This is a genomic window from Glutamicibacter soli (assembly GCF_052322135.1).
Lineage (GTDB): Bacteria > Actinomycetota > Actinomycetes > Actinomycetales > Micrococcaceae > Glutamicibacter > Glutamicibacter soli.
This window is the reverse complement of record NZ_CM125969.1, coordinates 1,367,020-1,388,157: the sequence shown is the minus strand read 5'-3', so window position 1 is coordinate 1,388,157 and position 21,138 is coordinate 1,367,020. Positions and strand designations below refer to the sequence as shown.

The 21,138-nt window shown below is 65.0% G+C and carries 21 protein-coding genes; 3 read left to right on the top strand and 18 right to left on the bottom strand.

Annotated features, from left to right (window positions below; all coding sequences use genetic code 11):
• The first annotated feature begins 133 nt into the window (after positions 1-133).
• On the top strand, positions 134-1,537 hold the full coding sequence (locus tag ACTX90_RS06605; RefSeq protein WP_443443551.1) for an AI-2E family transporter: 1,404 nt from the start codon (positions 134-136) through the stop codon (positions 1,535-1,537).
• A gap of 27 nt (positions 1,538-1,564) precedes the next feature.
• Here ACTX90_RS06605 and ACTX90_RS06600 read toward each other — a convergent pair whose 3' ends face one another.
• Positions 1,565-1,945, bottom strand: coding sequence for an Rv1322 family protein (locus ACTX90_RS06600; protein ID WP_047118755.1), 381 nt, complete (start codon positions 1,943-1,945; stop codon positions 1,565-1,567).
• Positions 1,946-2,005: 60 nt separating this feature from the next.
• Between ACTX90_RS06600 and nucS the strand changes: the two genes are divergently transcribed.
• Positions 2,006-2,701: an endonuclease NucS gene (gene nucS, locus ACTX90_RS06595; RefSeq protein WP_053797791.1), complete on the top strand. Its 696-nt coding sequence runs from the start codon at positions 2,006-2,008 to the stop codon at positions 2,699-2,701.
• A 9-nt stretch (positions 2,702-2,710) separates the two neighbouring features.
• The gene (gene nagA / locus ACTX90_RS06590) at positions 2,711-3,919 is read left to right on the top strand and encodes an N-acetylglucosamine-6-phosphate deacetylase (protein WP_443443550.1); all 1,209 of its coding nucleotides are present in this window, start codon (positions 2,711-2,713) and stop codon (positions 3,917-3,919) included.
• Between the two features lie 199 nt (positions 3,920-4,118).
• Here nagA and ACTX90_RS06585 read toward each other — a convergent pair whose 3' ends face one another.
• The 17 genes from ACTX90_RS06585 to thrC all read right to left on the bottom strand — a co-directional run bounded on the left by ACTX90_RS06585 (position 4,119) and on the right by thrC (position 21,137).
• Positions 4,119-4,547, bottom strand: a complete 429-nt coding sequence (locus ACTX90_RS06585; protein ID WP_052772306.1) for a DUF2550 domain-containing protein — start codon at positions 4,545-4,547, stop codon at positions 4,119-4,121.
• Positions 4,548-4,555: 8 nt separating this feature from the next.
• Positions 4,556-4,825 carry a F0F1 ATP synthase subunit epsilon gene (locus ACTX90_RS06580; RefSeq protein ID WP_047118752.1) on the bottom strand — a complete coding sequence of 90 codons (270 nt, stop codon included), beginning with the start codon at positions 4,823-4,825 and terminating at the stop codon, positions 4,556-4,558.
• A 2-nt stretch (positions 4,826-4,827) separates the two neighbouring features.
• Positions 4,828-6,276, bottom strand: a complete 1,449-nt coding sequence (gene atpD, locus ACTX90_RS06575; protein WP_047118751.1) for a F0F1 ATP synthase subunit beta — start codon at positions 6,274-6,276, stop codon at positions 4,828-4,830.
• A gap of 33 nt (positions 6,277-6,309) precedes the next feature.
• Positions 6,310-7,203, bottom strand: a complete 894-nt coding sequence (locus ACTX90_RS06570; RefSeq protein WP_047118750.1) for a F0F1 ATP synthase subunit gamma — start codon at positions 7,201-7,203, stop codon at positions 6,310-6,312.
• 78 nt (positions 7,204-7,281) lie between these two features.
• Positions 7,282-8,919 carry a F0F1 ATP synthase subunit alpha gene (atpA, locus tag ACTX90_RS06565; protein ID WP_443443548.1) on the bottom strand — a complete coding sequence of 546 codons (1,638 nt, stop codon included), beginning with the start codon at positions 8,917-8,919 and terminating at the stop codon, positions 7,282-7,284.
• 124 nt (positions 8,920-9,043) lie between these two features.
• On the bottom strand, positions 9,044-9,856 hold the full coding sequence (locus ACTX90_RS06560) for a F0F1 ATP synthase subunit delta (RefSeq protein WP_047118748.1): 813 nt from the start codon (positions 9,854-9,856) through the stop codon (positions 9,044-9,046).
• Positions 9,856-10,410: a F0F1 ATP synthase subunit B gene (locus ACTX90_RS06555; RefSeq protein ID WP_047118747.1), complete on the bottom strand. Its 555-nt coding sequence runs from the start codon at positions 10,408-10,410 to the stop codon at positions 9,856-9,858. The genes ACTX90_RS06560 and ACTX90_RS06555 overlap by 1 nt, the downstream gene beginning before the upstream one ends.
• Before the next feature lie 80 nt (positions 10,411-10,490).
• A complete protein-coding gene (locus tag ACTX90_RS06550; RefSeq protein WP_022876338.1) occupies positions 10,491-10,697 on the bottom strand; it encodes an ATP synthase subunit C-like protein in 207 nt (68 codons plus the stop codon).
• A gap of 105 nt (positions 10,698-10,802) precedes the next feature.
• Complete coding sequence (gene atpB / locus ACTX90_RS06545; RefSeq protein WP_047118746.1) at positions 10,803-11,615, bottom strand: F0F1 ATP synthase subunit A; 813 nt, start codon at positions 11,613-11,615, stop codon at positions 10,803-10,805.
• Between the two features lie 263 nt (positions 11,616-11,878).
• A complete protein-coding gene (locus ACTX90_RS06540) occupies positions 11,879-12,313 on the bottom strand; it encodes a hypothetical protein (protein WP_047120647.1) in 435 nt (144 codons plus the stop codon).
• Positions 12,314-12,479: 166 nt separating this feature from the next.
• Entirely contained in the window at positions 12,480-13,598 is a 1,119-nt protein-coding gene (locus ACTX90_RS06535; protein ID WP_047118745.1) for an MraY family glycosyltransferase, read from the bottom strand.
• A complete protein-coding gene (locus tag ACTX90_RS06530) occupies positions 13,595-14,281 on the bottom strand; it encodes an L-threonylcarbamoyladenylate synthase (RefSeq protein WP_047118744.1) in 687 nt (228 codons plus the stop codon). The genes ACTX90_RS06535 and ACTX90_RS06530 overlap by 4 nt, the downstream gene beginning before the upstream one ends.
• A 37-nt stretch (positions 14,282-14,318) precedes the next feature.
• Positions 14,319-15,194, bottom strand: coding sequence for a peptide chain release factor N(5)-glutamine methyltransferase (prmC, locus tag ACTX90_RS06525; protein WP_443443545.1), 876 nt, complete (start codon positions 15,192-15,194; stop codon positions 14,319-14,321).
• Between the two features lie 17 nt (positions 15,195-15,211).
• The gene (prfA, locus tag ACTX90_RS06520) at positions 15,212-16,285 is read right to left on the bottom strand and encodes a peptide chain release factor 1 (RefSeq protein ID WP_047118742.1); all 1,074 of its coding nucleotides are present in this window, start codon (positions 16,283-16,285) and stop codon (positions 15,212-15,214) included.
• A 155-nt stretch (positions 16,286-16,440) separates the two neighbouring features.
• Positions 16,441-18,630 (bottom strand): transcription termination factor Rho, encoded by a 2,190-nt coding sequence (rho, locus tag ACTX90_RS06515; protein WP_443443543.1) that lies wholly within the window; start codon positions 18,628-18,630, stop codon positions 16,441-16,443.
• Positions 18,631-18,967: 337 nt separating this feature from the next.
• On the bottom strand, positions 18,968-19,897 hold the full coding sequence (thrB, locus tag ACTX90_RS06510) for a homoserine kinase (protein ID WP_053797787.1): 930 nt from the start codon (positions 19,895-19,897) through the stop codon (positions 18,968-18,970).
• A 139-nt stretch (positions 19,898-20,036) separates the two neighbouring features.
• Positions 20,037-21,137: a threonine synthase gene (thrC, locus tag ACTX90_RS06505; protein ID WP_443443541.1), complete on the bottom strand. Its 1,101-nt coding sequence runs from the start codon at positions 21,135-21,137 to the stop codon at positions 20,037-20,039.
• Position 21,138: the final 1 nt, after the last annotated feature.

The following is a 21,138-nucleotide window of genomic DNA, read 5'->3' as shown; positions in this document are numbered from 1 at the left end:
GCTGTACTATCCCCAGTCTAACGAGTCCGGTGCCCGCATGGTTCCTGCCACTGCCTGTGAACTGTCTCAATCGCCCAAGTCCGCGGTGTCTTTGGGCACACCGAAAAGCCGTTTGCGCGGTATGCTCGGTGCCATGCAGTCAGATCAGCCGCACGAGCCACACGAGCCAGCTCCGCACACCGGCCAGATCCCCTCCGCCGCGGGGGAATCGGACGGCCGGCAGAACCCGTCGCCGGCCGATCCGCTGCACCAGCTTCCCCGTCGCCAGCACCGCGACCCTGACGCTGAATCCGCCGCTGAGCATCCGGCGCCTGATACCGCATCAACTCCGCGGGTTCCCGGGACGCAGCCTGCGGCCCCGCGCGGCGAGTCCCCCGCCCCAGCCGAGAAGGCTTCGCTGCGCCGCCGGCTCGCCCGGCGTCTGACGGCCATGCTGAACACCCCGCGCCACGATGCGCTGGGCGAGGTGCCTTATGACGACCAGGGCGCACCGGATCCGATCCCGGCGCTGCACCCGATCGCCATGGGCTTCCTGGGCACCACCGGCGTGGGCCTGGCCCTGGGCGGATACTACGTGCTGACCAATGTCGGATCGCTGCTTACCTGGATCGCGATCGCGTTGTTCATCGCGCTGGGACTGGACCCGGTGGTGCGCTGGATGGTCTCGAGGGGGCTCAGCCGTCCGCTGGCGGTGACCGCCACGATGTTCGGCATCCTGGCGCTCTTCGGCGGATTCATGGCGCTCATCATCCCGACGCTGGTCACGCAGATCACCTCGTTCATCACCGATGCGCCGACCATCATCAACAACTTCCTGAGCAGCGACTGGCTGGTGCAGATCGACCGCCAGTACGCGTTAACGCAGCGGCTCGACGACGAGGTCAACCGATTCTTCGGCGACTCCGGCGCGATCACCAACGTCTTCGGCGGCGTGCTGGGCGTCTCGCAGACCGTGGCGCAGTCGATGTTCGGCATCCTGATCGTGCTGGTGCTGGCGATCTACTTCCTCGCCTCGCTGCCCGCCATCATGGCCTTCGGGCTGCGCCTGGCCCCACGTTCCAAGCGCGAACGCGCCGGCGAGCTGGCGGTGCGCATCACCAGTTCCGTCGGCAACTACGTGATGGGGCAGGCCACCGTCGCGTTCCTCAATTCGCTGGTGGCGCTGCTGCTGATGACGATCCTGGGCGTGCCGTTCGCGGCGCTGCTCACCTTGCTGGTCGCGGTGCTGGCGTTCATCCCGCTGGTCGGCGGGGTCATCGCCGGCATCCTGGTCACGCTGGTGACGCTCTCGCTGGGCTGGCAGACGGCGCTGATCTACGCGCTGTGCTATTTCGGCTACCTGCAGCTCGAAGCGTACTTCGTCTCGCCGCGCATCATGCGCCGCGCGGTGGCGGTGCCCGGCGCTGTCGCGGTGATCTCCGTGATCGCCGGCGGCACCTTGGCCGGGGTGACCGGAGCCCTGATGGCCATCCCGGTCGCCGCCAGCGCGATGATCCTGCTGCGCGAGGTGTTCATCGCCCGGCAGGACCGACTCTAGGAATTCCCTGCGGCTGTCCTGCGGCAGCTAGTACTTGTAGGAGCGGGTTTCCCAGCAGCGCGGATGCCAGTGGCGCCGGGCGGTGGCCGCTGCGTCGTCCCCCGACCAGTGATCCGCGCGCCAGGCTACCAGGTGCGCCACTCCCACGGTGATCTGCCGGTGGCAGCCCGGGCAGGTGTAGGTCTTCTGGGCGTTCAGCGGGGAAATCTTGCGCACATGCCACTGGCCGTCGGGCGCGTCCTGCAGCATGACCACCCCGTAGCGGGCCCGTTGCATCCAGTCGTCCTCGCGGCGCGCCGACCCGAAATCCGCCTCGGAGTCGGCCTCGTAGCGCGATCCTCCGCCGGAGGCACCCCGGGAATTGCCTCGGGGTTTGGACTGGCGGCGGGGGCGGTTCGAACGTGGCATGTCATTAATCATGCCGTATCCCGGGCGCGTGCACCGCACGCACCTAGTAGAGTGTGTCAGGTGCGTTTAGTGGTTGCGAAGTGTTCAGTAGATTACGAAGGCCGCCTGCGGGCCCACCTCCCATTGGCTACCCGCCTGATCATGGTGAAGGCCGACGGCTCGGTGCTCATCCACTCCGACGGGGGCAGCTACAAGCCCCTGAACTGGATGAACCCGCCGCTGACCCTGCGGGAAGGCTCGCCCGACGAGGAGGCCGCCGCACTGGGCTCGGTGACCACCTGGACCGTGGCCAGCGCGAAGACCGACGACCGGCTGACCATCCAGTTCCACTCGATCGAGCACGACTCGGCCCACGAGCTGGGCAACGACCCGGGCCTGATCAAGGACGGTGTGGAGGCCGACCTGCAGCGCCTGCTGGCCGAGCAGATCGAGCTGCTCGGCGCCGGGCACAAGCTCATCCGCCGCGAATACATGACCGCGATCGGCCCGGTGGACATCCTGGCCCGCGACGGCGAAGGCGCCACCGTAGCCGTGGAGCTCAAGCGCCGCGGCGACATCGACGGCGTGGAGCAGCTGACCCGCTACCTGGAGCTGCTCAACCGCGATCCCCTGCTCAAGCCGGTCTCCGGGGTGTTCGCCGCCCAGCAGATCAAGCCGCAGGCCCGCACCCTGGCCGAGGACCGCGGCATCCGCTGCCTCACCCTCGATTACGATGCAATGCGCGGCGTCGATGACTCGGAGGGCCGTCTCTTCTAAGCTAGGAGCATGACTGCTTCGCGCTTAGTACTGTTCGCCACCCTGGTCTCCGACGGAATGAAGGTCACCGATGGCGCACTGGCCATCGAAGATGACCGCATCGCCTTCGCCGGCAACCGCGACGACTTCCTCGCCAAGGAGGACGCCGGCCAATTCGCCGTGCATCCGGTGCCCGAGGGCGCCGTCCTGATCCCCGGACTGATCGACTTGCACTGCCACGGCGCGGCGGGCGCCGATTTCGCGGCCCCGGAGCACCAGGCGGTCACCGAGGCCCTGGGCTACCTGCACAAGGCCGGCACCACCACCTTGCTGGCTTCCCTGGTCACCGCCGATCGCGGCGCCATGGTGGAGGCGGCGGAAATCCTCGCCGAATTCGCCGAAGAAGGGCTGATCGCCGGCATCCACGCCGAAGGGCCGTTCCTCTCCGAGGCGCGCTGCGGCGCCCAGGACCCGCGCTTCCTGTCCAATCCGCAGCCCGAGTTCGTCGACGAGCTGTTCGCCGCTTCACGCGGCCAGCTGCGCACCATGACCTACGCCCCGGAGCTGGAGGGCAGCGAGGAGCTGATCAGCCAGCTGGTTTCCTACGGCGTGGTCCCGTCGCTGGGCCACACCAACGCCACCGCCACGCAGACCTCCGATTCGCTGATGTTCGCCCGCGAGCAGCTGCGCAGCGCCGGCGTGGACGGCTTCACCGAGAAGCCGACGGTGACCCACCTGTTCAACGGCATGCCGCCGCTGCACCACCGCGAGCCCGGCCCGGTGGCCGCCTGCCTGGAGACCGCCCAGCGCGGGGACGCCTACGTGGAGCTGATCGGCGACGGGGTGCACCTGTCCCCCGATACCGTGCGCCTGATGTTCAACCTCGTGCGCGCCCGCAGCATCCTGCTGGTCAGCGACTCCATGGCCGCCACCGGGCTGGCCGACGGCAGCTACTCGCTGGGCCCGCAGGAGGTCAACGTCGCCGACGGGCAGGCGTGCTTGGCCACCGACGGCTCGCTGGCCGGCGGCACCGCCACGCTGCTGCAGATCGTGCGCGAGACAGTGGCCGCCGGCATCCCGCTGGTGCAGGCCGTCTACGCGGCCACCGTGAACCCCGCCTCGCTGATCGGGCTGGCCGACGAGGTCGGCTCCCTGCATTACGGCTTCGCCGCCGACGTGCTGGTGCTCGATGCCGAGCTGCAGCTGGTGGAAACCTTCCGCAAGGGCCAGCTGCTCTAGCCGCAGCGCCGTCCGCATGATGCATCGGGCCCGCCGCCTCGGAACCAGCTTCCGAAGCGGCGGGCCTTGGCATAGGCTCCCCCGTTGCCCCGACTCTGCGCGCCCGGCGCATCCGGTGCGAGGTCGCAAAAAATCCCGCCTCCGGGCGGCCGTTCCACGAATGGAACGGCCGCCCGGAGGCGGGATCAGAAGTTTTTGTCTAGATCTGCCAGGAGCCGGCAATCGGCCCTGCTTCGAGCCAGGACGAGAACCCGGTATAGTCCCGGTAGTCCATCGCCAGCAGCAGGGGTTCGCCGTTGCGGGTCAGCTCGACGATCACGAAGCCCGGCGGAATCCGCAAGGCCTCCTGCTCGTCGGCGCGACGCCACCCCGTGACATCCAGCCCGCGGCGCTCGACCACGAAGCTGGGGATCGGCGAGACAGAGAAAAACCGCAACAGATCCACATGTCCGCCGCCGTAGCGGCCGATCACCATCATCCACTTGCCCTTGGGCGTGAGGATGGAGGCGTCGAAGGTGCCCAGCGTGCGCCGCAACTGAATGCGGCGCACGGCCATGGCGCCAAAAAACATGACGATGCCGGCTAGAACCAGCAGCGCTATGAGAACTGGTGCGGTAATCTCAATCAATTCATCGCCTACGCTGCGTTTTCCAGAACAGCGTTGTCAGCAACGATCACGACGCGATCCGAGTCGACCGAGAAGAACCCTCCATCGATCTGGACCGTGAAGCGGGATGCGGAAACCGGATCGATTTCCAGATCCCCAGCGGCAAGCACCGACAGCATCGGGACGTGACCGGGCAGAACTCCGATCTCGCCGTCTACCGAACGAGCCTTGACCAGCTTCGCCGGGCCGGACCACACGAAGTGGTCGGCCGCAACGATTTCGACCTGAAGTTCGGCCATCGTTACTTGCTGGCCTTCTGGATCTCAGCCCACTGGCGCTCGACGTCGTCCAAACCACCGACGTTGAAGAACGCCTGCTCTGCGATGTGGTCCAGGTCGCCATCGCAGATGGCGGTGAAGCCCTCGATGGTGTCCTTGATGGAAACGGTCGAACCCTCCACACCGGTGAACTGCTTTGCGGTGTAGGTGTTCTGCGACAGGAACTGCTGGATACGACGTGCACGTGCCACGACGACCTTGTCCTCTTCGCCCAGTTCGTCGATGCCGAGGATCGCGATGATGTCCTGCAGTTCCTTGTTCTTCTGCAGGATGGCCTTCACGCGGATGGCCGTATCATAGTGAGCCTGACCGATGTACTGCGGATCCAGGATTCGCGAGGTCGAGGTCAGCGGATCGATTGCCGGGTACAGACCGCGCGACGCGATTTCACGCGACAGCTCGGTGGTTGCATCCAAGTGGGCGAAGGTTGCCGCCGGAGCCGGGTCGGTGTAGTCATCGGCCGGGACGTAGACTGCCTGCATCGAGGTGATCGAGCGGCCCTTCGTCGAGGTGATGCGTTCCTGCAGCAGGCCCATTTCATCGGCAAGGTTCGGCTGGTAACCCACGGCGGAAGGCATGCGGCCCAGCAGGGTCGACACCTCGGAACCGGCCTGGGTGAAGCGGAAGATGTTGTCGATGAACAGCAGCACGTCCTGGTTCTGCACATCGCGGAAGTACTCCGCCATGGTCAGAGCGGACAGTGCCACGCGCAGGCGGGTTCCTGGTGGCTCATCCATCTGGCCGAACACCAAGGCGGTGTCCTTCAGAACGTTGGCCTCGTCCATTTCGACCCAGAGGTCGTTGCCTTCACGGGTGCGCTCGCCTACGCCGGCGAATACCGAAGTACCACCGAAGTTACGTGCAACACGGGTGATCATTTCCTGGATCAGCACGGTCTTACCCACGCCTGCGCCACCGAACAGACCGATCTTGCCACCCTTGATGTAGGGGGTCAGAAGGTCGATCGACTTGATGCCGGTTTCCAGCATCTCGGTCGAGCCCTCAAGATCGGAGAACTTCGGTGCCTGGCGGTGGATTGGCCAGCGCTCGGTGACCTGGATCTCCGAGTTGTCAACGTCCAGGGCGTCGCCCAGCACGTTGAAGATGTGGCCCTTGACGCCGTCGCCAACCGGGACGGAGATCGAAGCGCCGGTGTCCTTCACGGCTGCACCGCGGACCAGGCCGTCGGTGGCCTGCAGCGATACTGCGCGAACCAGGCCGTCACCGAGGTGCTGGCTGGTTTCGAAGGTGATGGTCTTGGTTACACCGTTGAGGGTCAGCTCAGCGGTGAGTGCGTTGTAGATTGCAGGCAGTGCATCGGCAGGGAACTCGACGTCCACGACCGGGCCAATCACGCGGGCAATACGACCGGTGGCCCCTGCGGTAACCTGCTCGTTGAGTTGGGCAGTCATCTTTCTCACTTCTTGTCTGGTAGGAGGTTTCGGCTAGTCGTTCAGCGCGTCTGCGCCGGCGACGATTTCCGAAAGCTCCTGGGTGATTTCAGCCTGACGGGCGTTGTTACGCAGTCGCGTGTACTTCTTGATCAACTCGCCGGCGTTGTCGCCTGCGGCCTTCATCGCGCGCTGACGTGCAGCGAGCTCGGAGGCTGCGGCCTGCAGCTGGGCGTTGAACAGACGCGAATCGATGTAACGCGGCAGCAGTGCGTCCAGCACTTCCTCCGGCGACGGCTCGAATTCGTACAGTGGCAACAGCTCGTCGGTAGGAGTCTCGGTTTCACCCTCGACAACCTCCAACGGCAACAGACGGATAACCGTCGGTTCCTGCGTGACCATCGACTTGAACTGGGTGTAAACAACGTGGATCTCGTCCACGCCACCCTGCTCGTAATCGTTAGCGAAGTCCTCAAGGAGGATTTCGCGCAGCTCGCGTGCGGTTTCAAATTGCGGGGAATCGGTGTTCCCGGTCCACACTCGGGCGTACTCGCGCGAACGGAAATCGAAGTAAGCCTGGGCCTTGCGGCCGACCAAGTAGGTCTTGACTTCCTTGCCATCTCCACGCAGGAGTTCCACGAGGTGCTCTGCCTGCTTCAGAACGCTGGCGGAGTAGGACCCGGCGAGTCCGCGGTCCGAAGTCATCACCAGCACCGCGGCACGGCGAACATTCGCCGGTTCCGTGGTCAGCGGGTGTTCAACATCGGCCTGGGACGCGACGGCGGTAACTGCACGGGTGATCGCATTGGCGTACGGCAGCGAAGCCGAAACACGGCTACGTGCCTTGCCGATGCGGGATGCAGCGATCAGTTCCATCGCCTTGAAGATCTTGCGCATCGACGAGGTCGAGGCAATCTTCTGGCGGTAGACCCGAATCTGGGCTCCCATGTGTGTCCTTTCCTTATTCCCAACGTTTGGGGTGCGGCGCCGTCGCCGGCGCCGTACCCCTAAACGTCAAGGAAATTGTCAGCGCTTCTGCTTGACGATCTGTTCCTGGTCGACGGACTCGGCATCCAGAGCGTCGTGCTCTTCGTGACCTGCGGCGACCAGCTGGTCGTCGCCCTGGCCGAAGAAGCCGGCCTTGAAGTCAGCAATGGCCGCCTTCATGGCGTCGACGGTCTCGTCTTCCAGCTTGCCGGTCTGAGCCAGAACGGTCAGAACCTCGGTGCGGTGTCGCAGGTAGTCGATGAACTCGCGCTCGAAGCGCAGCACGTCTTCCACTGGAACATCGTCCAGGTAGCCGTTGGTGCCGGCCCACACGGAGACAACCTGATCCTCGACGGCGTACGGCTGGTACTGGCCCTGCTTCAGCAGTTCCATCAGACGTGCACCACGGGCCAGCTGCTGCTTGGAAGCGGCATCCAGGTCCGAAGCGAACATGGCGAAAGCCTGCATGTCGCGGTACTGAGCCAGTTCCAGCTTCAGGGTACCGGAGACCTTCTTCATGGCCTTGACCTGTGCGGCGCCACCCACGCGGGAAACCGAAACACCCACGTCGACAGCTGGGCGCTGGTTGGCGTTGAACAGGTCCGACTGCAGGAAGATCTGGCCGTCGGTGATCGAGATGACGTTGGTCGGGATGAAGGCCGAGACGTCGTTCGCCTTGGTTTCGATGATCGGCAGACCGGTCATCGAACCTGCGCCCAGCTCGTCCGAAACCTTGGCGCAACGCTCAAGCAGACGGGAGTGCAGGTAGAAGACGTCGCCCGGGTAAGCTTCGCGTCCTGGCGGACGGCGCAGCAGCAGCGACACGGCGCGGTAGGCTTCAGCCTGCTTCGACAGGTCATCGAACACGATCAGAACGTGCTTGCCACCGTACATCCAGTGCTGGCCGATGGCCGAGCCTGCGTATGGTGCCAGGTACTTGAAGCCGGCAGGGTCGGATGCCGGGGAGGCCACGATCGTGGTGTACTCCAGGGCGCCCTGCTCTTCGAGGGTCTGGCGCACGGCTGCGATGGTCGAAGCCTTCTGGCCCACTGCAACGTAGATGCAGCGAACCTGCTTGGTCTGGTCGCCGGTGGCCCAGTTGGCGCGCTGGTTCAGAATGGCGTCGACGGCGATAGCGGTCTTGCCGGTCTGGCGGTCGCCAATGATCAGCTGACGCTGGCCACGGCCGATCGGGATCATGGCGTCGATGGCCTTGATGCCGGTCTGCAGCGGTTCGTGAACCGACTTACGCTCGGTCACGCCTGGTGCCTGGAGTTCCAGTGCACGGCGGCCCTCGGACTCGATCGGGCCCAGGTTGTCCAGTGGCTCACCCAGCGGGTCAACCACGCGGCCCATGAAGCCGTCGCCTACTGGAACCGAGAGAATCTCGCCAGTGCGCTCGACCTTCTGGCCCTCTTCGATGCCGGTGAAGTCACCGAGCACCACGACGCCGATTTCACGGGTGTCGAGGTTCTGGGCCAGGCCCAGGGTGCCGTCTTCGAACTTCAGCAGCTCGTTGGCCATGACGGAAGGAAGACCTTCCACCTTGGCGATGCCGTCGCTTGCTGCGACAACGCGTCCCACCTCGGTGCGCTCTGCCTTACCCGGTTCGTAGGAAGATGCGAACTCGTTTAGGGCATTACGGACGTCGTCGGCATTGATGGTCAAATCGGCCATCTGCAGTCCCTGCTCTCCTAAATTGTGATCCACCCAAAATCATTGGTGGATCGATGTGAATGAAGTCTGTGTTGGTCCCGGCGAGCCGGAACTTTTGCCAGGGGCACAGCCCCTGGCAAAAGTTCTAGCCGGCCAGGGCGCGGCGCAACTCGGCCACACGAGATGCCACGGAAGCGTCGACAACTTCGTCGCCCACCTTGACTACCAGGCCGCCGATCAGCGACGGATCGGTAGTGACGTTGAGCTTCAGCTGGCGACCGTAAACCTTGTTCAAGCTGGTCTCCAGGCGCTCAAGCTGAGCTTCGGAAAGCTTCACAGTGCTGGTCACCGAGGCGATCCAACGCTGCTGGCGCTTGGCCACAAGCTCAACGAAACGCTCAATCAGAGCAATGGGCTTCAGCCCGCGAGGGGCCGAAATTGCCTGGGAGATCAACACCTGCGCGGTCCGCGACGCGTTGGGCACGAGTTTGAGCGCCAGAGCGCTCTTTGCCTCGGCTGGGGCCTGCGCATCATCCAACGCACGCTGCAGTTCGTGGTTAGAACGAACTACCTCGATGAAGGAGAACAGATCCTGCTCCAGCTTGGCCAGCCCCGAAGCGCCGTCCTGCTGCTCGGCCACTGCGGTCACCGCAGTGACAGCCAGCGTTTCGAGCGCATCGCTAATGTCGCGTTCCGAGCTCCAGCGAGTGGAAGCCAGCTGGGCGACGGTGGACTCGGCGTCAGCCGAAACCTTTCCGCGCAGCAGCTGTGCCAACAGGCTTGCCTTCTCGGCAGCTTCACGGGCCGGATCAGTCAATGCTCGGCGAAGACCGGCATTTGCATCCAGTACTTCCAGGACCGCGAACAGTTCCTTCGGCAGCTCCAAAGATGCCAGTGCCAACTTGGGTTCCAGGAACTCCAAAGCCTTTGCCAATGACTCGCTCGATACACTTGCCATTAGTTCGATGCACCTGCGTTCTGCTGAGCTTCCAAATCGTTCAGGAACTGATCAACCACGCGCTGGGCACGGGCATCGTCCTTCAGAGCTTCGTCAACAATCTTGCTTGCAAGTTCGGTGGCCAAAGCGCCCACGTCGGTGCGAAGCGACGACAGAGCGGCGGTGCGCTCGGCCGAGATCTGACGCTGAGCCTGCTCGCTGATGCGAGTAGCCTCGTCGGTTGCCTTGGTCTTCAGATCCTCGAGGATCTGAGCACCTTCGCTGCGAGCTTCCTCGCGGATGCGGTTAGCCTCGGTGCGAGCTTCCAGAAGCTGGGCCTTGTACTGTGCCAAGGTCTCCTCTGCTTCCTTCTGTGCTGCCTCGGCCTTCTCCAGGCCACCTTCGATCGCGGTGACGCGATCTTCGTAGGACTGCTCGAACTTCGGAGCAATCACCTTGATGACGATGAACAGAAGGACCGCGAAACCAACACCCGTGACGAGAATTTCCCACGGATTTGGCATCAGCGGATTGACCGATTCGCCCGCAGCGAGGATGAAGTCAGTGCTATTCATACTCACCATTCCTTATCTATTAGTTTCCACTTGTGTGTACGCCTCGCGATAGTGGCGAGGCCACTACAGCCGGGAAAGACTTACTTGATAACGAAGGCGAAAACCAGGCCCAGGATGGCCAGTGCTTCAGCAAGTGCGAAGCCGAGCATAGCGATTGGCTGCAGGATGCGCTGTGCTTCTGGCTGACGTGCAACGCCGTTGATGTAAGCAGCGAAGATCAGACCAACGCCGATAGCCGAACCAATTGCTGCCAGACCGTAACCGATCATATTCAGGGAGCCGCTCATGCGATTATTCCTTTCAAGATACCGTGCTTCTTGCCGGTAGGTTGTGAGGTTTTCCTTGAATCAATCAAGGAAGAACTATTGGGTTTGAGTAAAGAAGAAATGGCCTTAGTGGGCGTCGGCTTCAAGCGCGCCTTGGATGTAGATCGCGGTCAGCAGCGTAAACACGAACGCCTGCAGAACCATGATCAACAATTCGAGGAAGTACATAGCTACCGAACCGGCGATGACCAGAACACCAACACCATTCAGTGCCAGCGATTCCTGAACGACGATCAAGTGGCGTGCACCTGAGGCTGCCAGCATCACGATGATGTGGCCTGCCAGCATCGTTGCCATGAGACGCAGCGAGTGCGTCAGTGGGCGGACGATAAAGTTCGAAATGATTTCCAAAGGCACCAGCAGGATCAGCATCACCGGGCTCACGCCCGCTGGAGTAACTGCCAGCTTGAAGTAACGAATACCGTGATTCTTCAGACCTACGGCAATCCAGGTGCCGTAGATGATGATTGCCATTGCGTATGCAGAGCCAGCGTGTGAGAACGATGGAAGCTGCAGGAACGGGATGGCACCGAAGAGGTTATTCAGCAAGACGAAGAAGAACGTCGCGAACAGCAGCGGAATCCAAGGACGGAAGTTCTTTTCGCCGATGATGTCGCGGCCGATGCCGTTACGCACGAAGGCGTAGCCGGACTCAGCGAGGTACTGCATCTTGCCTGGAACCAATTTAGGGTTCTTGATAGCTGCGGTGAAGAACCAAGAGATAAGCACGATCGACAGGACGATCATGAGCATCTGCTTGCCGAAACCCGTACCGTACTCAGCCATCCACGGGAAAATCTCCGGGAGGTGGGTATCGGATACGGTTGGCGGGACAAATCCGCCTTCTTCTGAGGCCATTGGGAGCGCAAACGCGAACAACGCGCTGTCCTCTCTGCAGTAACGGTCACGGGCAAAAGGCGGTGACTGGCGGTAACTGCCTTTCACCGTGTGAAGAAAAGATCAAACGGGTACTTCTCACAGCTGTCGCCGGTAGCATCAACTCTGATAAGTGCGACCCCGGGTTTCCCCGAGGATGTTTCCGATTCGTCCGCAGGCAATTAAGCGCACGGCCGAAAATGACCCGTTAGTAAGCTTATCAAACTCACAGCATCTCTCTGACATAAGCGTCAGAGCTCTTAGCCCTATTCCTCGTTATAGATGGCAAGGCGAGCCTTCATGAAGGCTCGGACCTCGCCGACCTGCCAGGCAACAAGGGATACGGCTGCAGCGAGTACGAAAGCCTGACGATCAACCCAAGCGGGCAATCCCAGGCTCAACAGAACGAAGGCGACGCCGAACACCTTGATGACGAATGTCGCCAAGAACGCGGGCATGGCCCACGAGCGGCGGATTCGTCCTGCAGCTTCAGCGATCAGAATGCCAATAGCGAAAAAGCCAATAACCACACCGGCGGCAAAAGCGCCGGATAACGCGTACTCAAGATCGGCAAGCAGCCAAGAAATCAGGAAAAAGGCTGCGGTCGCGATGATCGAGTACACCATTGACAGGCCCAGAATCGGCAACCAGATGGACTTCGATCCAGACGAAGCACTGACGCGGGCAGAACCAGAAGCCAAGTCCGCATCCTTCCTTCGTCTAAATCGATGATCCATGGTGCACCTATCGATGCTGATGAAACTCAAAACCCCCTGCAAACAAAACTGTTCCGGGAGAAGATCCATATTGAATTCTACACGAGATAGAAACAGTTTGTGGGAGGCGGCGGCATGATACCCGAATTGGCTACTTGGACAACTTCTTGCGTAGCGCACCCAACCGGTCGACCACCAGTGGTTTCCATGTGGCAAGTCCCACACCGATAAACAGCAAGATGACGATCGGAACCATCAGAACGACGGGGATGAACGCGATCGAGACCACCGATACGGCGATGAAGCCGGCCCACAGGTACAGCAGGATCACCGCACGGCGCACCGAGTGACCCTGCGCGAGCATCTTGTGGTGGATGTGCTTGGCGTCCGGCGAAAAGGGTGAGCGTTTGTTGGCCAGCCGGCGCAGCACCGAGAGCACAAGGTCCAGTACTGGTAGGAAGACGATCACCATCGGCAGCAACATCGGCATGTAGGCCGGGATGTTGCGGAAGCGCTGGGCTTCCAAGCCCTGCACGTCACCGGTCACCGCGATCGTGGCCACCGAGAGGATCATGCCGATGGCCAGCACGCCGCTCTCCCCCATGAAGATGTTCGCGGGGTTGAAGTTGTGCGGCAGGAACCCCAGGCACGCGCCCAGCAGCAGGGAGCACAAAAGCGCACCCATGTTGGCGTAGTCGTCGGCGCTGACGTGCGTGGCCAGCACATAGGAGTAGACGAAGAACGTGGCCGCGCCGATGGCCGCGAGCCCGGCGGCCAGCCCGTCGAGCCCGTCGGAGAAGTTGATCGCGTTCATCGTGAGCACGATCAGGAAGATGGTGATGGCGATCTGGATCCAGGTGTGCTCGATTTGCCAGGAACCCACGGGCAGCGACTGGATCACGATTCCGTGCCCGGCGATGATCCCGCCCACCAGGACTTGGCCGCTGGCCTTGATCCACCAGCGCAGATCGAACATGTCGTCGGCGAGCCCTAGGATGAGGATCACCAGCAGCGCCAGCACGATGCCGGTGATGGGTTCGGTGTTCCCGAAGACCCCGCGGAAGAAGCTGAGCTGGCTGGCCAGCCCGAGCCCGAGCGCGAACGCGGCGATGATCGCCACGCCGCCGAACTTCACGATCGGCTTCTCGTGCTGGTCGCGGGCACGGACCTTCTGGTTGCCGGTGAACCTCTCGCCCACCGAGCGGACGATGGGGGTAAGCAGGAAGGAGACCGCGAAACTGAACGCGATCAGCAGGACGTAGCTTCTCATGCGCCCTGGCCGGAGTCGTCCTGTCCCAAGTCGAGAATGGCGGGGACGACCACGCGCAGCTCCTCGATGGAGATGGCGCCGGAGCGCACGACCTGCAGCCGCGCGCCGGTGCAGTCCACGATGGTCGAGGGCAGGGTCTCGGCGTCGTCCTGTGCGGCACGCGAGCCGCCGTCCAGGTACACGTCCACCGAATCGCCCAGCTGGGCCACGGCCTCGTCGGCGGTGGTGGCGGCCGGGTTGCCGGTGCGGTTGGCGGAGGAGACGGCCAGCGGACCGGTGGCGGCCAGCAACTCCAGGGCGGTTTCATCGTTCGGGACGCGCAGCGCCACGGTGCCGCGGGTCTCCCCCAGATCCCAGGTCAGCGAGGGCTGCGCCTGCAGGATCAGGGTCAGTCCCCCGGGCCAGAAGGCCTCGGCGAGCTTGCGGGCCTCGTCAGGGATGTCGCGGGCCAGCCCGTCCATGGTGGCGGCCTGGGCGATCAGCACCGGCGGCGGCATGGTGCGGCTGCGGCCCTTGGCCGCCAGCAGCATCGCCACGCCCTGCGCGCTGAACGCGTCGGCGCCGATCCCGTAGACCGTATCGGTAGGCAGGACGATGCAGCGCTGGGCCGACAGCGCGGTGCGCGCCGCCTCGATGCCTGCAGCGTGTTCCTGCTCGTTGCTGACCAAAAATCGTGTGCTCACGGGATCATTCTTTCATGTGGGGTGGTGGGTGGGTAGTTCAGCGCGGCGCGCGGCCGCTGGTCGAGCGCGGGCGCCCGGACAGGTCCGGGTGCCCGGCGACGGCCGTGAAACCAGCGTCGCGCAGCAGCTGGGCGGCGGAATCCTGCTGCACCTCGGCGTGCTCCATGACGAACAGTCCCCCGGGGCGCAGCAGGCGCAGCGCCTCGGCGGCGATGGCGCGCGGGATCTGCAGCCCGTCCTCGCCCAGCCCGTAGAGGGCCATCTGCGGGTCGTGGTCGCGCACCTCTGGTTCGCGCGGCACCGCATTGGGCGGGATGTAGGGCGGGTTGGAGATCACCAGGTCCATGCTGCCGTGCAATGGCGCCGGCAGCGCGGAGGCGTCGCGGTGCAGCACCGTGACGCCCAGCGGCTCGCAGTTGGCCCGAGTGTAGCCGATGGCGTCCTCGGAGAGCTCCACGGCCCACACGGAGGCCTGCGGGACCTCGCTGGCCAGCGCGGCGGCGATGGCCCCGGAACCGGAGCACAGGTCAGCGCAGCGGGGGGCCGCAAGCCCTTGCTCGGCCAGGAAGTCCAGGCCCAGCTGGACCACGGTCTCGGTTTCCGGGCGCGGCGAGAACACTCCGGGCCCGACCTTCAGGGTCAGGTAGCGGAAGTGGCCTTCGCCGGTCAGATGCTGCAGCGGGATGCGCGCGGCACGGCGTTCGAGCAGCGCGGCGTACTGCGCGAACTGCGGCTCGGAGAAGGAATCCCCGCGCAGTTCGCGCAGCTTCAGCTGGGAGCGCCCGATGCCCAGCACGTGGCAGGCCAGCAGGTCGGCGTCGACCGCGGGGCTGGGCACGCCGGCTGCGGCGAGCTGTCCCAGCGCGGCGCGGCGCACGGCGGACAGCTCGCGGACGGATAGCGGATTCTCCACGGGTGCGCGGGCGCCTGCTACTCGCCCAGCGCCGCCAGGCGCTCTTCCTCGTCCATCTGGATGCAGGATTCGATGACCGGCTCCAGGTCGCCGTCCATCACCGCGTCCAGGTTGTAGGCCTTGTACCCGGTGCGGTGGTCCGCGATGCGGTTTTCCGGGTAGTTGTAGGTGCGGATGCGCTCGGAGCGGTCCATGGTGCGGATCTGGCTGGCGCGCACGGCGGAGTTCTCTGCGTCGATGATCTCCTGCTGGTGGGCCAGCAGGCGCGAGCGCAGCACGCGCATGGCGGCTTCGCGGTTCTGGATCTGCGACTTCTCGTTCTGCATGGCGACCACGATGCCGGTAGGCAGGTGGGTGATGCGCACGGCGGAATCGGTGGTGTTCACCGACTGGCCGCCGGGGCCCGAGGAGCGGTAGACGTCGATCTTCAGGTCGTTGGCGTGGATGTCCACCTCTTCGGGCTCGTCGACCTCTGGCAGCACCAGCACGCCGGCGGCCGAGGTGTGGATGCGGCCCTGGGATTCGGTGACCGGCACGCGCTGTACGCGGTGCACGCCGCCCTCGAACTTCAGGTGGGCGTAGACGCCCTCTGCCGGGTCGCTGGACTTGCCCTTGATCGCGACCTGGGCATCCTTGTAGCCGCCGAGGTCGGACTCGTTGTAGGAGATCATCTCGACCTTCCAGCCCTTGTGCTCCGCGTAGCGGGTGTACATGCGCAGCAGGTCCGCGGCGAACAGGGCGGCCTCGTCGCCGCCCTCGCCGCCCTTGACCTCGAGGATCACGTCGCGCGCGTCGTTCTCGTCGCGCGGGATCAGCAGGCGGCGCAGCTTCTCCTCCAGTTCGGGCAGCTGCGCGGTGAGGGTTTCGACCTCTTCGGCGAAGTCCGGATCTTCGTCGGCCATTTCCTTGGCGGCTTCCAGGTCCTCGGTGGCGCTGTTCCACTTGTTGTAGGCCTCGACGATGCCGTTCAGCTGCGCGGAGCGGCGGCCGAGCTTGCGGGCCACTGACTGGTCGGCGTAGACGGACGGGTCGGAGAGCTTCGCCTGAATCTCGGCGTGCTCCTCAAGTAGCGACTTGACGGATTCAAACATGGGGCTGCTCTTCCTTTGTTCTGCGCGGCTCTGGCCAGCGGCCACGAAGGGCCGGGTTAAATTCTATGTCTTAAGCGCCATGGTATGTGACGCGCCGATGGCGTCCAGCCGGCCGGACAGGTGCCGGCCGGCTGGACGCCATGGGTTTTTGAACGCTAGTGCTTGTCCGGTGTGGTCTTGTTCACCAGCATCAGGAATTCTGCGTTGGACTGGGTCTCGCGGATCTTGCCGGTGAGAACCTCCAGCGCCTGCTGCGGATCGATGCCCGAGAGCATGCGGCGCAGGCGCCACATGATGCGCACCTCTTCGGCGCTCATCAGCTGCTCTTCGCGGCGGGTGGAGGACGCGTTGACGTCGACCGCCGGGAAGATGCGCTTCTCGGCCAGCTGGCGCGACAGGCGCAGCTCCATGTTGCCGGTGCCCTTGAACTCCTCGAAGATGACCTCGTCCATCTTGGATCCGGTCTCCACCAGGGCGGTGGCCAGGATGGTCAGCGAGCCGCCGTTCTCGATGTTGCGGGCGGCGCCGAAGAAGCGCTTGGGCGGGTACAGCGCCGCGGAGTCCACACCGCCGGACAGGATGCGGCCCGAAGCCGGGGCGGCCAGGTTGTAGGCGCGGCCCAGGCGGGTCATCGAGTCAAGCAGCACGACGACGTCCATGCCCATTTCCACCAGGCGCTTGGCGCGCTCGATGGCCAGCTCGGCCACGGTGGTGTGGTCGTCGGCCGGGCGGTCGAAGGTCGAGGCGATGACCTCGCCCTTGACGGTGCGCTGCATGTCGGTGACTTCTTCGGGACGCTCGTCCACCAGCACCATCATCAGGTGCACCTCTGGGTTGTTGGTGGTGATCGCGTTCGCGATGGACTGCAGGATCAGGGTCTTGCCGGCCTTCGGAGGCGAGACGATCAGGCCGCGCTGGCCCTTGCCGATCGGTGCGACCAGGTCGATGACGCGCGGGCCGACCAGCTTCGGATCGGTCTCCAGGCGCAGGCGCTCGGTCGGGTACAGCGGCACCAGCTTGTTGAATTCGACGCGCTCGCGGTTGTCCTCCGGCTTCTTGCCGTTCACCGAAGTCAGCTGCACCAGGGCGTTGAACTTCTGGCGCGGGTTCGGGGTCTCGCCCTCGCGCGGTGCGCGAATGGCGCCGACGATGGCGTCGCCCTTGCGCAGGTTGTACTTCTTGACCTGGCCCAGGGTGACGTAGACGTCGTTCGGGCCGGGCAGGTAGCCGGCGGTGCGGACGAATGCGTAGTTCTCCAGCACGTCCAGGATGCCGGCGATCGGCAGCAGCACGTCGTCCTCGCTCAGCTGCGGCTCGTCGTCCTCGCGGCGGCCGCGGCGGTTGCGGTTGTTCCGGTCGTTGCGATCCTGGTTGCGGTCATTGCGATCGCGGCGGTTGCCGCGCTCGCTGCGGTCGTTGTTGCGCTCACGCCGGTTGGCGTTGCGCTCATTGCGCTCGTTGCGCTCCTGGTTGCGATCGCGGCGCTCCTCCGACTGCTCGGACGCGTCCTGCTCGGAAGACTCGTTGCGGTCGCCGCCGCGGTCATTTCGGTCGTTGCCACGGTCGTTGCGGTCGTTGTTGCGCTCACGGCGGTTGCCACGCTCACGGCGGTTGCCGCGCTCGCGGCGCTCTTCGCGCTGCTCGCCGGACTTCTCCGCCTCGGCGTTCTCCGCGGCATCGGCTTCGGCCGGAGCGGTCTTGGCCTCGGCGGCCGGGGCGTCGGCATCCTGTGCCGGAGCCTCGGATGCCTGCTCTGCCTTAGCGGCGCGGGTGTTGCGGCGCTGGCGCGGTGCGCGTTCCTTGGCCGGTGCGGCGGCTTCCTCGGCCGGCGCGTCCACTGCGGCTTCGGCCTGGGCCGGTGCCTCGGTGGTCGCTGCCTTGGCGGCGTCGTCCTTGGCGGTGATCTTGCCGGAGTCGGTCACGCGGCGCGAGGTGCGGCGGGCGCGGGCCGGCTTTTCAGCCTTCGGCTCTGCGGCCTGCGGGGCCTCAGCTGCTTCCTGGGCGGGGGCTGCGTCGGCCTTCGGGGCCTCTGCGGCGGCCTTCGGTGCGCGACGGGTACGGGTGGTCTTGGCCGGCGCTTCCTTGGCGGCTGGCGCCTGGGCTGCGTCAGCCTTCGGCTCGGCGGCCTTGGCAGCTTCCGCGTCCTTGGCGGCGATCGAGCCGCCGCGCTGGTGGGAGCTGATGGCGGCGACCAGGTCGGCCTTGCGCATGCGCGATCCGCCGGTGATGCCGAGCTGCGACGCCAGCTGCTGCAGCTGGGTCATCTTCAAGGAGGCCAGGCCGGAGCTCTTGGTCTCGGAAGTCTTGGTGTCCACGCCTTCGTTGAGGCTCGTGGTTTCGGTCACGAAAATTCCTTCTGACTCGTAGGATGGGCTGCCTGCGGCAGTCCCACTGTGCCGTAAATATGAGGTGTTGCAGCCCAGAATGAGAGGCTGTTCCACCGAAAACCCGACCCGCCCTCAGGTATCACCGGTGATGGCGGGAAACTGGGTTTGAAAACTGATATCTCGACGGCACGACTGTGCATGGATGTGGGATATCAAGGGTGCTGCGAGCTGCAGGAAAAATCCGGAACGGCTGGACGGCTGCGACAGGCACGGTGCGCCGATCGCGTCCGCTTCAACACTCGCCATAAGGTTCATCATCGGGCTGGCGCCCGCATGATCCGGTCTGCCTTGAGTGCTACAGCACTTCTACTGTAACACCGTTGGCGGCCAGGCGCGGAAATTCAGCACGCCAGGAAACCGAAGATTGTGCGGAGAACTGCTCGATGAGCTCCCCTGCCAGGCGTTCCTGGGCGTCGCCGGCCACCAGCGCAAGCACTGTCGGGCCCGCCCCGGAGACCACCGCGGCCAGCTGGTGCTCGCGCAAAAGCGCGATCAGCGCGCTGCTTTCGGGCATCGAAGCGGCCCGGTAGGACTGGTGCAGGTAGTCGACGGTGCCGCCGAGCAGGTGGGACGGGTCGTTGCTCAGCGCGTGGATCAGTAGCGCGCCGGAGGCAGTGTTCGCCGCCGCATCTGCGTGGGCGATCTGCGCGGGAAGCACCCCGCGGGCCACCTCGGTGGACAGGCCGTTGGACGGGATCGCCAGCACCGCGCGGACCTGCGTGTGCACCGGGACCAGGGCGCAGCTGAAGGTCCCGTCGGCATTGGTCGCGGAAATGCTCAGCCCGCCGTAGACCGCCGGGGCGACGTTGTCCGGGTGGCCTTCCCAGGCCGCGGCGGCCTGGAAGACTGCGTCCAGTCCCCCGCGCTCGGCGGCCGGCAGCAGCGCATCGGCCGCGGCGTAGGCGGCGACGATCGCGGCGGCGGAGGAGCCCATGCCGCGGGCGTGCGGGATGTTGTTGGCCGCCTTCAGCTCGATGCCGACCGGCGCGAAGCCGCGCTGCTCCCAGTAGCGGTGCATCTCGCGGATGATCAGGTGGGATTCGTCACGCGGCAGGCTGTCGGCCCCGTCGCCGCTAATCTGCACGGTGCTCTGCGGCGCGGTGCGGATCTCCAGCCGGTCGCGGAATTCCAGCGCGAGGCCCAGCGAGTCGAACCCGGGGCCCAGGTTGGCGGTGGTGGCGGGCGGGGCGACGACCAGGTGCTGGCCCAGGGCGATCTGCTGCATGGGTTCCTTCGAGGTGGTGAGCTTCAGGTGGTGAGCTAGGGGTGATGAGTGCGGAGGGGCGCCGGAACGCGCAGCGGCCCGCCACGGCCGCACCGGGTGCCGGTGCGGCGGCGACGGGCCGGCAGGCAGCGGGCGGCGTCTAGGACAGGCCCAGTGCGGTGGCGACTTCCACCACGTCGAAGCCGACCTTGGTGGGGGCGACGGCCGAGCCGTCGGCCTGCTTCAGGGCCCAGTCCGGGTCCTTCAGGCCGTGGCCGGTCACGGTGATCACGATCTTCTTGCCCGACGGCACGTTGCCTGCGGCGTGGTGCTTGATCAGGCCCGCGACGCCTGCCGCGGAGCCCGGCTCCACGAAAACGCCCTCGCGGGAGGAGAGCCAGCGGTGCGCGGCGAGGATCTCGTCGTCGGTCACCGAGTCGATGAGGCCGCCGGACTCGTCGCGCGCTTCCTCGGCCTGGGCCCAGGAGGCGGGGTTGCCGATGCGGATGGCGGTGGCGATGGTGTCCGGCTCGGTCACCGGGTGGCCCAGCACGATCGGTGCGGCGCCGGCGGCCTGGAAGCCCCACATGATCGGGGTCCTGGTGGATACCGCGGCGAGCACGGCGCCGGCCTGGTTGGTGAACTCGGAGGCGTACTCTTTGTAGCCCTTCCAGTAGGCGGTAATGTTGCCCGCGTTGCCCACCGGCAGCACGTGGTAGTCGGGGGCGTCGCCCAGGAAGTCGACGACCTCGAAGGCGCCGGTCTTCTGGCCCTGGATGCGGGCCGGGTTCACGGAGTTGACCAGGAACACCGGATAGTTCTCGCTCAGCTTGCGGGCGACCTCAAGGCAGTTGTCGAAGTTGCCGTCGATCTGGATGATGTCGGCGCCGTGCGCGATCGCCTGGGAGAGCTTGCCCATGGAGATCTTTCCGTCCGGCACCAGCACCGCGCACTTCAGCCCGGCCTGGGTGGCGTAGGCTGCGGCGGAGGCGGAGGTGTTGCCGGTGGAGGCGCACACCACTGCCTTGGCGCCGGCGGCGACCGCGGCGGTCATCGCCATGGTCATGCCGCGGTCCTTGAAGGAGCCGGTCGGGTTCATGCCCTCGACCTTCAGGTACACCTCGCTGCCGGTCAGCTGGGACAGGGCGGGGGCGAAGACGAGCGGGGTGCCGCCTTCGCCGAGCGTGATGACCTTGGTGTTCTCGTCTACTGGCAGACGGTCGGCATATTCGCGGATGACTCCGCGCCACTGGTGGGCCACG

Bases quoted from the DNA above. Each gene is read 5' to 3' on its own strand.
- ACTX90_RS06550 (WP_022876338.1), bottom strand. From the start codon at position 10,697: ATGAGCGGCTCCCTGAATATGATCGGTTACGGTCTGGCAGCAATTGGT.
- atpA (WP_443443548.1), bottom strand. From the start codon at position 8,919: ATGGCCGATTTGACCATCAATGCCGACGACGTCCGTAATGCCCTAAAC.
- ACTX90_RS06605 (WP_443443551.1), top strand. From the start codon at position 134: ATGCAGTCAGATCAGCCGCACGAGCCACACGAGCCAGCTCCGCACACC.
- thrB (WP_053797787.1), bottom strand. From the start codon at position 19,897: ATGCAGCAGATCGCCCTGGGCCAGCACCTGGTCGTCGCCCCGCCCGCC.
- atpD (WP_047118751.1), bottom strand. From the start codon at position 6,276: ATGACTGCCCAACTCAACGAGCAGGTTACCGCAGGGGCCACCGGTCGT.
- nagA (WP_443443550.1), top strand. From the start codon at position 2,711: ATGACTGCTTCGCGCTTAGTACTGTTCGCCACCCTGGTCTCCGACGGA.
- ACTX90_RS06600 (WP_047118755.1), bottom strand. From the start codon at position 1,945: ATGCCACGTTCGAACCGCCCCCGCCGCCAGTCCAAACCCCGAGGCAAT.
- ACTX90_RS06570 (WP_047118750.1), bottom strand. From the start codon at position 7,203: ATGGGAGCCCAGATTCGGGTCTACCGCCAGAAGATTGCCTCGACCTCG.
- ACTX90_RS06560 (WP_047118748.1), bottom strand. From the start codon at position 9,856: ATGGCAAGTGTATCGAGCGAGTCATTGGCAAAGGCTTTGGAGTTCCTG.
- prfA (WP_047118742.1), bottom strand. From the start codon at position 16,285: ATGTTTGAATCCGTCAAGTCGCTACTTGAGGAGCACGCCGAGATTCAG.
- ACTX90_RS06535 (WP_047118745.1), bottom strand. From the start codon at position 13,598: ATGAGAAGCTACGTCCTGCTGATCGCGTTCAGTTTCGCGGTCTCCTTC.
- ACTX90_RS06555 (WP_047118747.1), bottom strand. From the start codon at position 10,410: ATGAATAGCACTGACTTCATCCTCGCTGCGGGCGAATCGGTCAATCCG.
- ACTX90_RS06580 (WP_047118752.1), bottom strand. From the start codon at position 4,825: ATGGCCGAACTTCAGGTCGAAATCGTTGCGGCCGACCACTTCGTGTGG.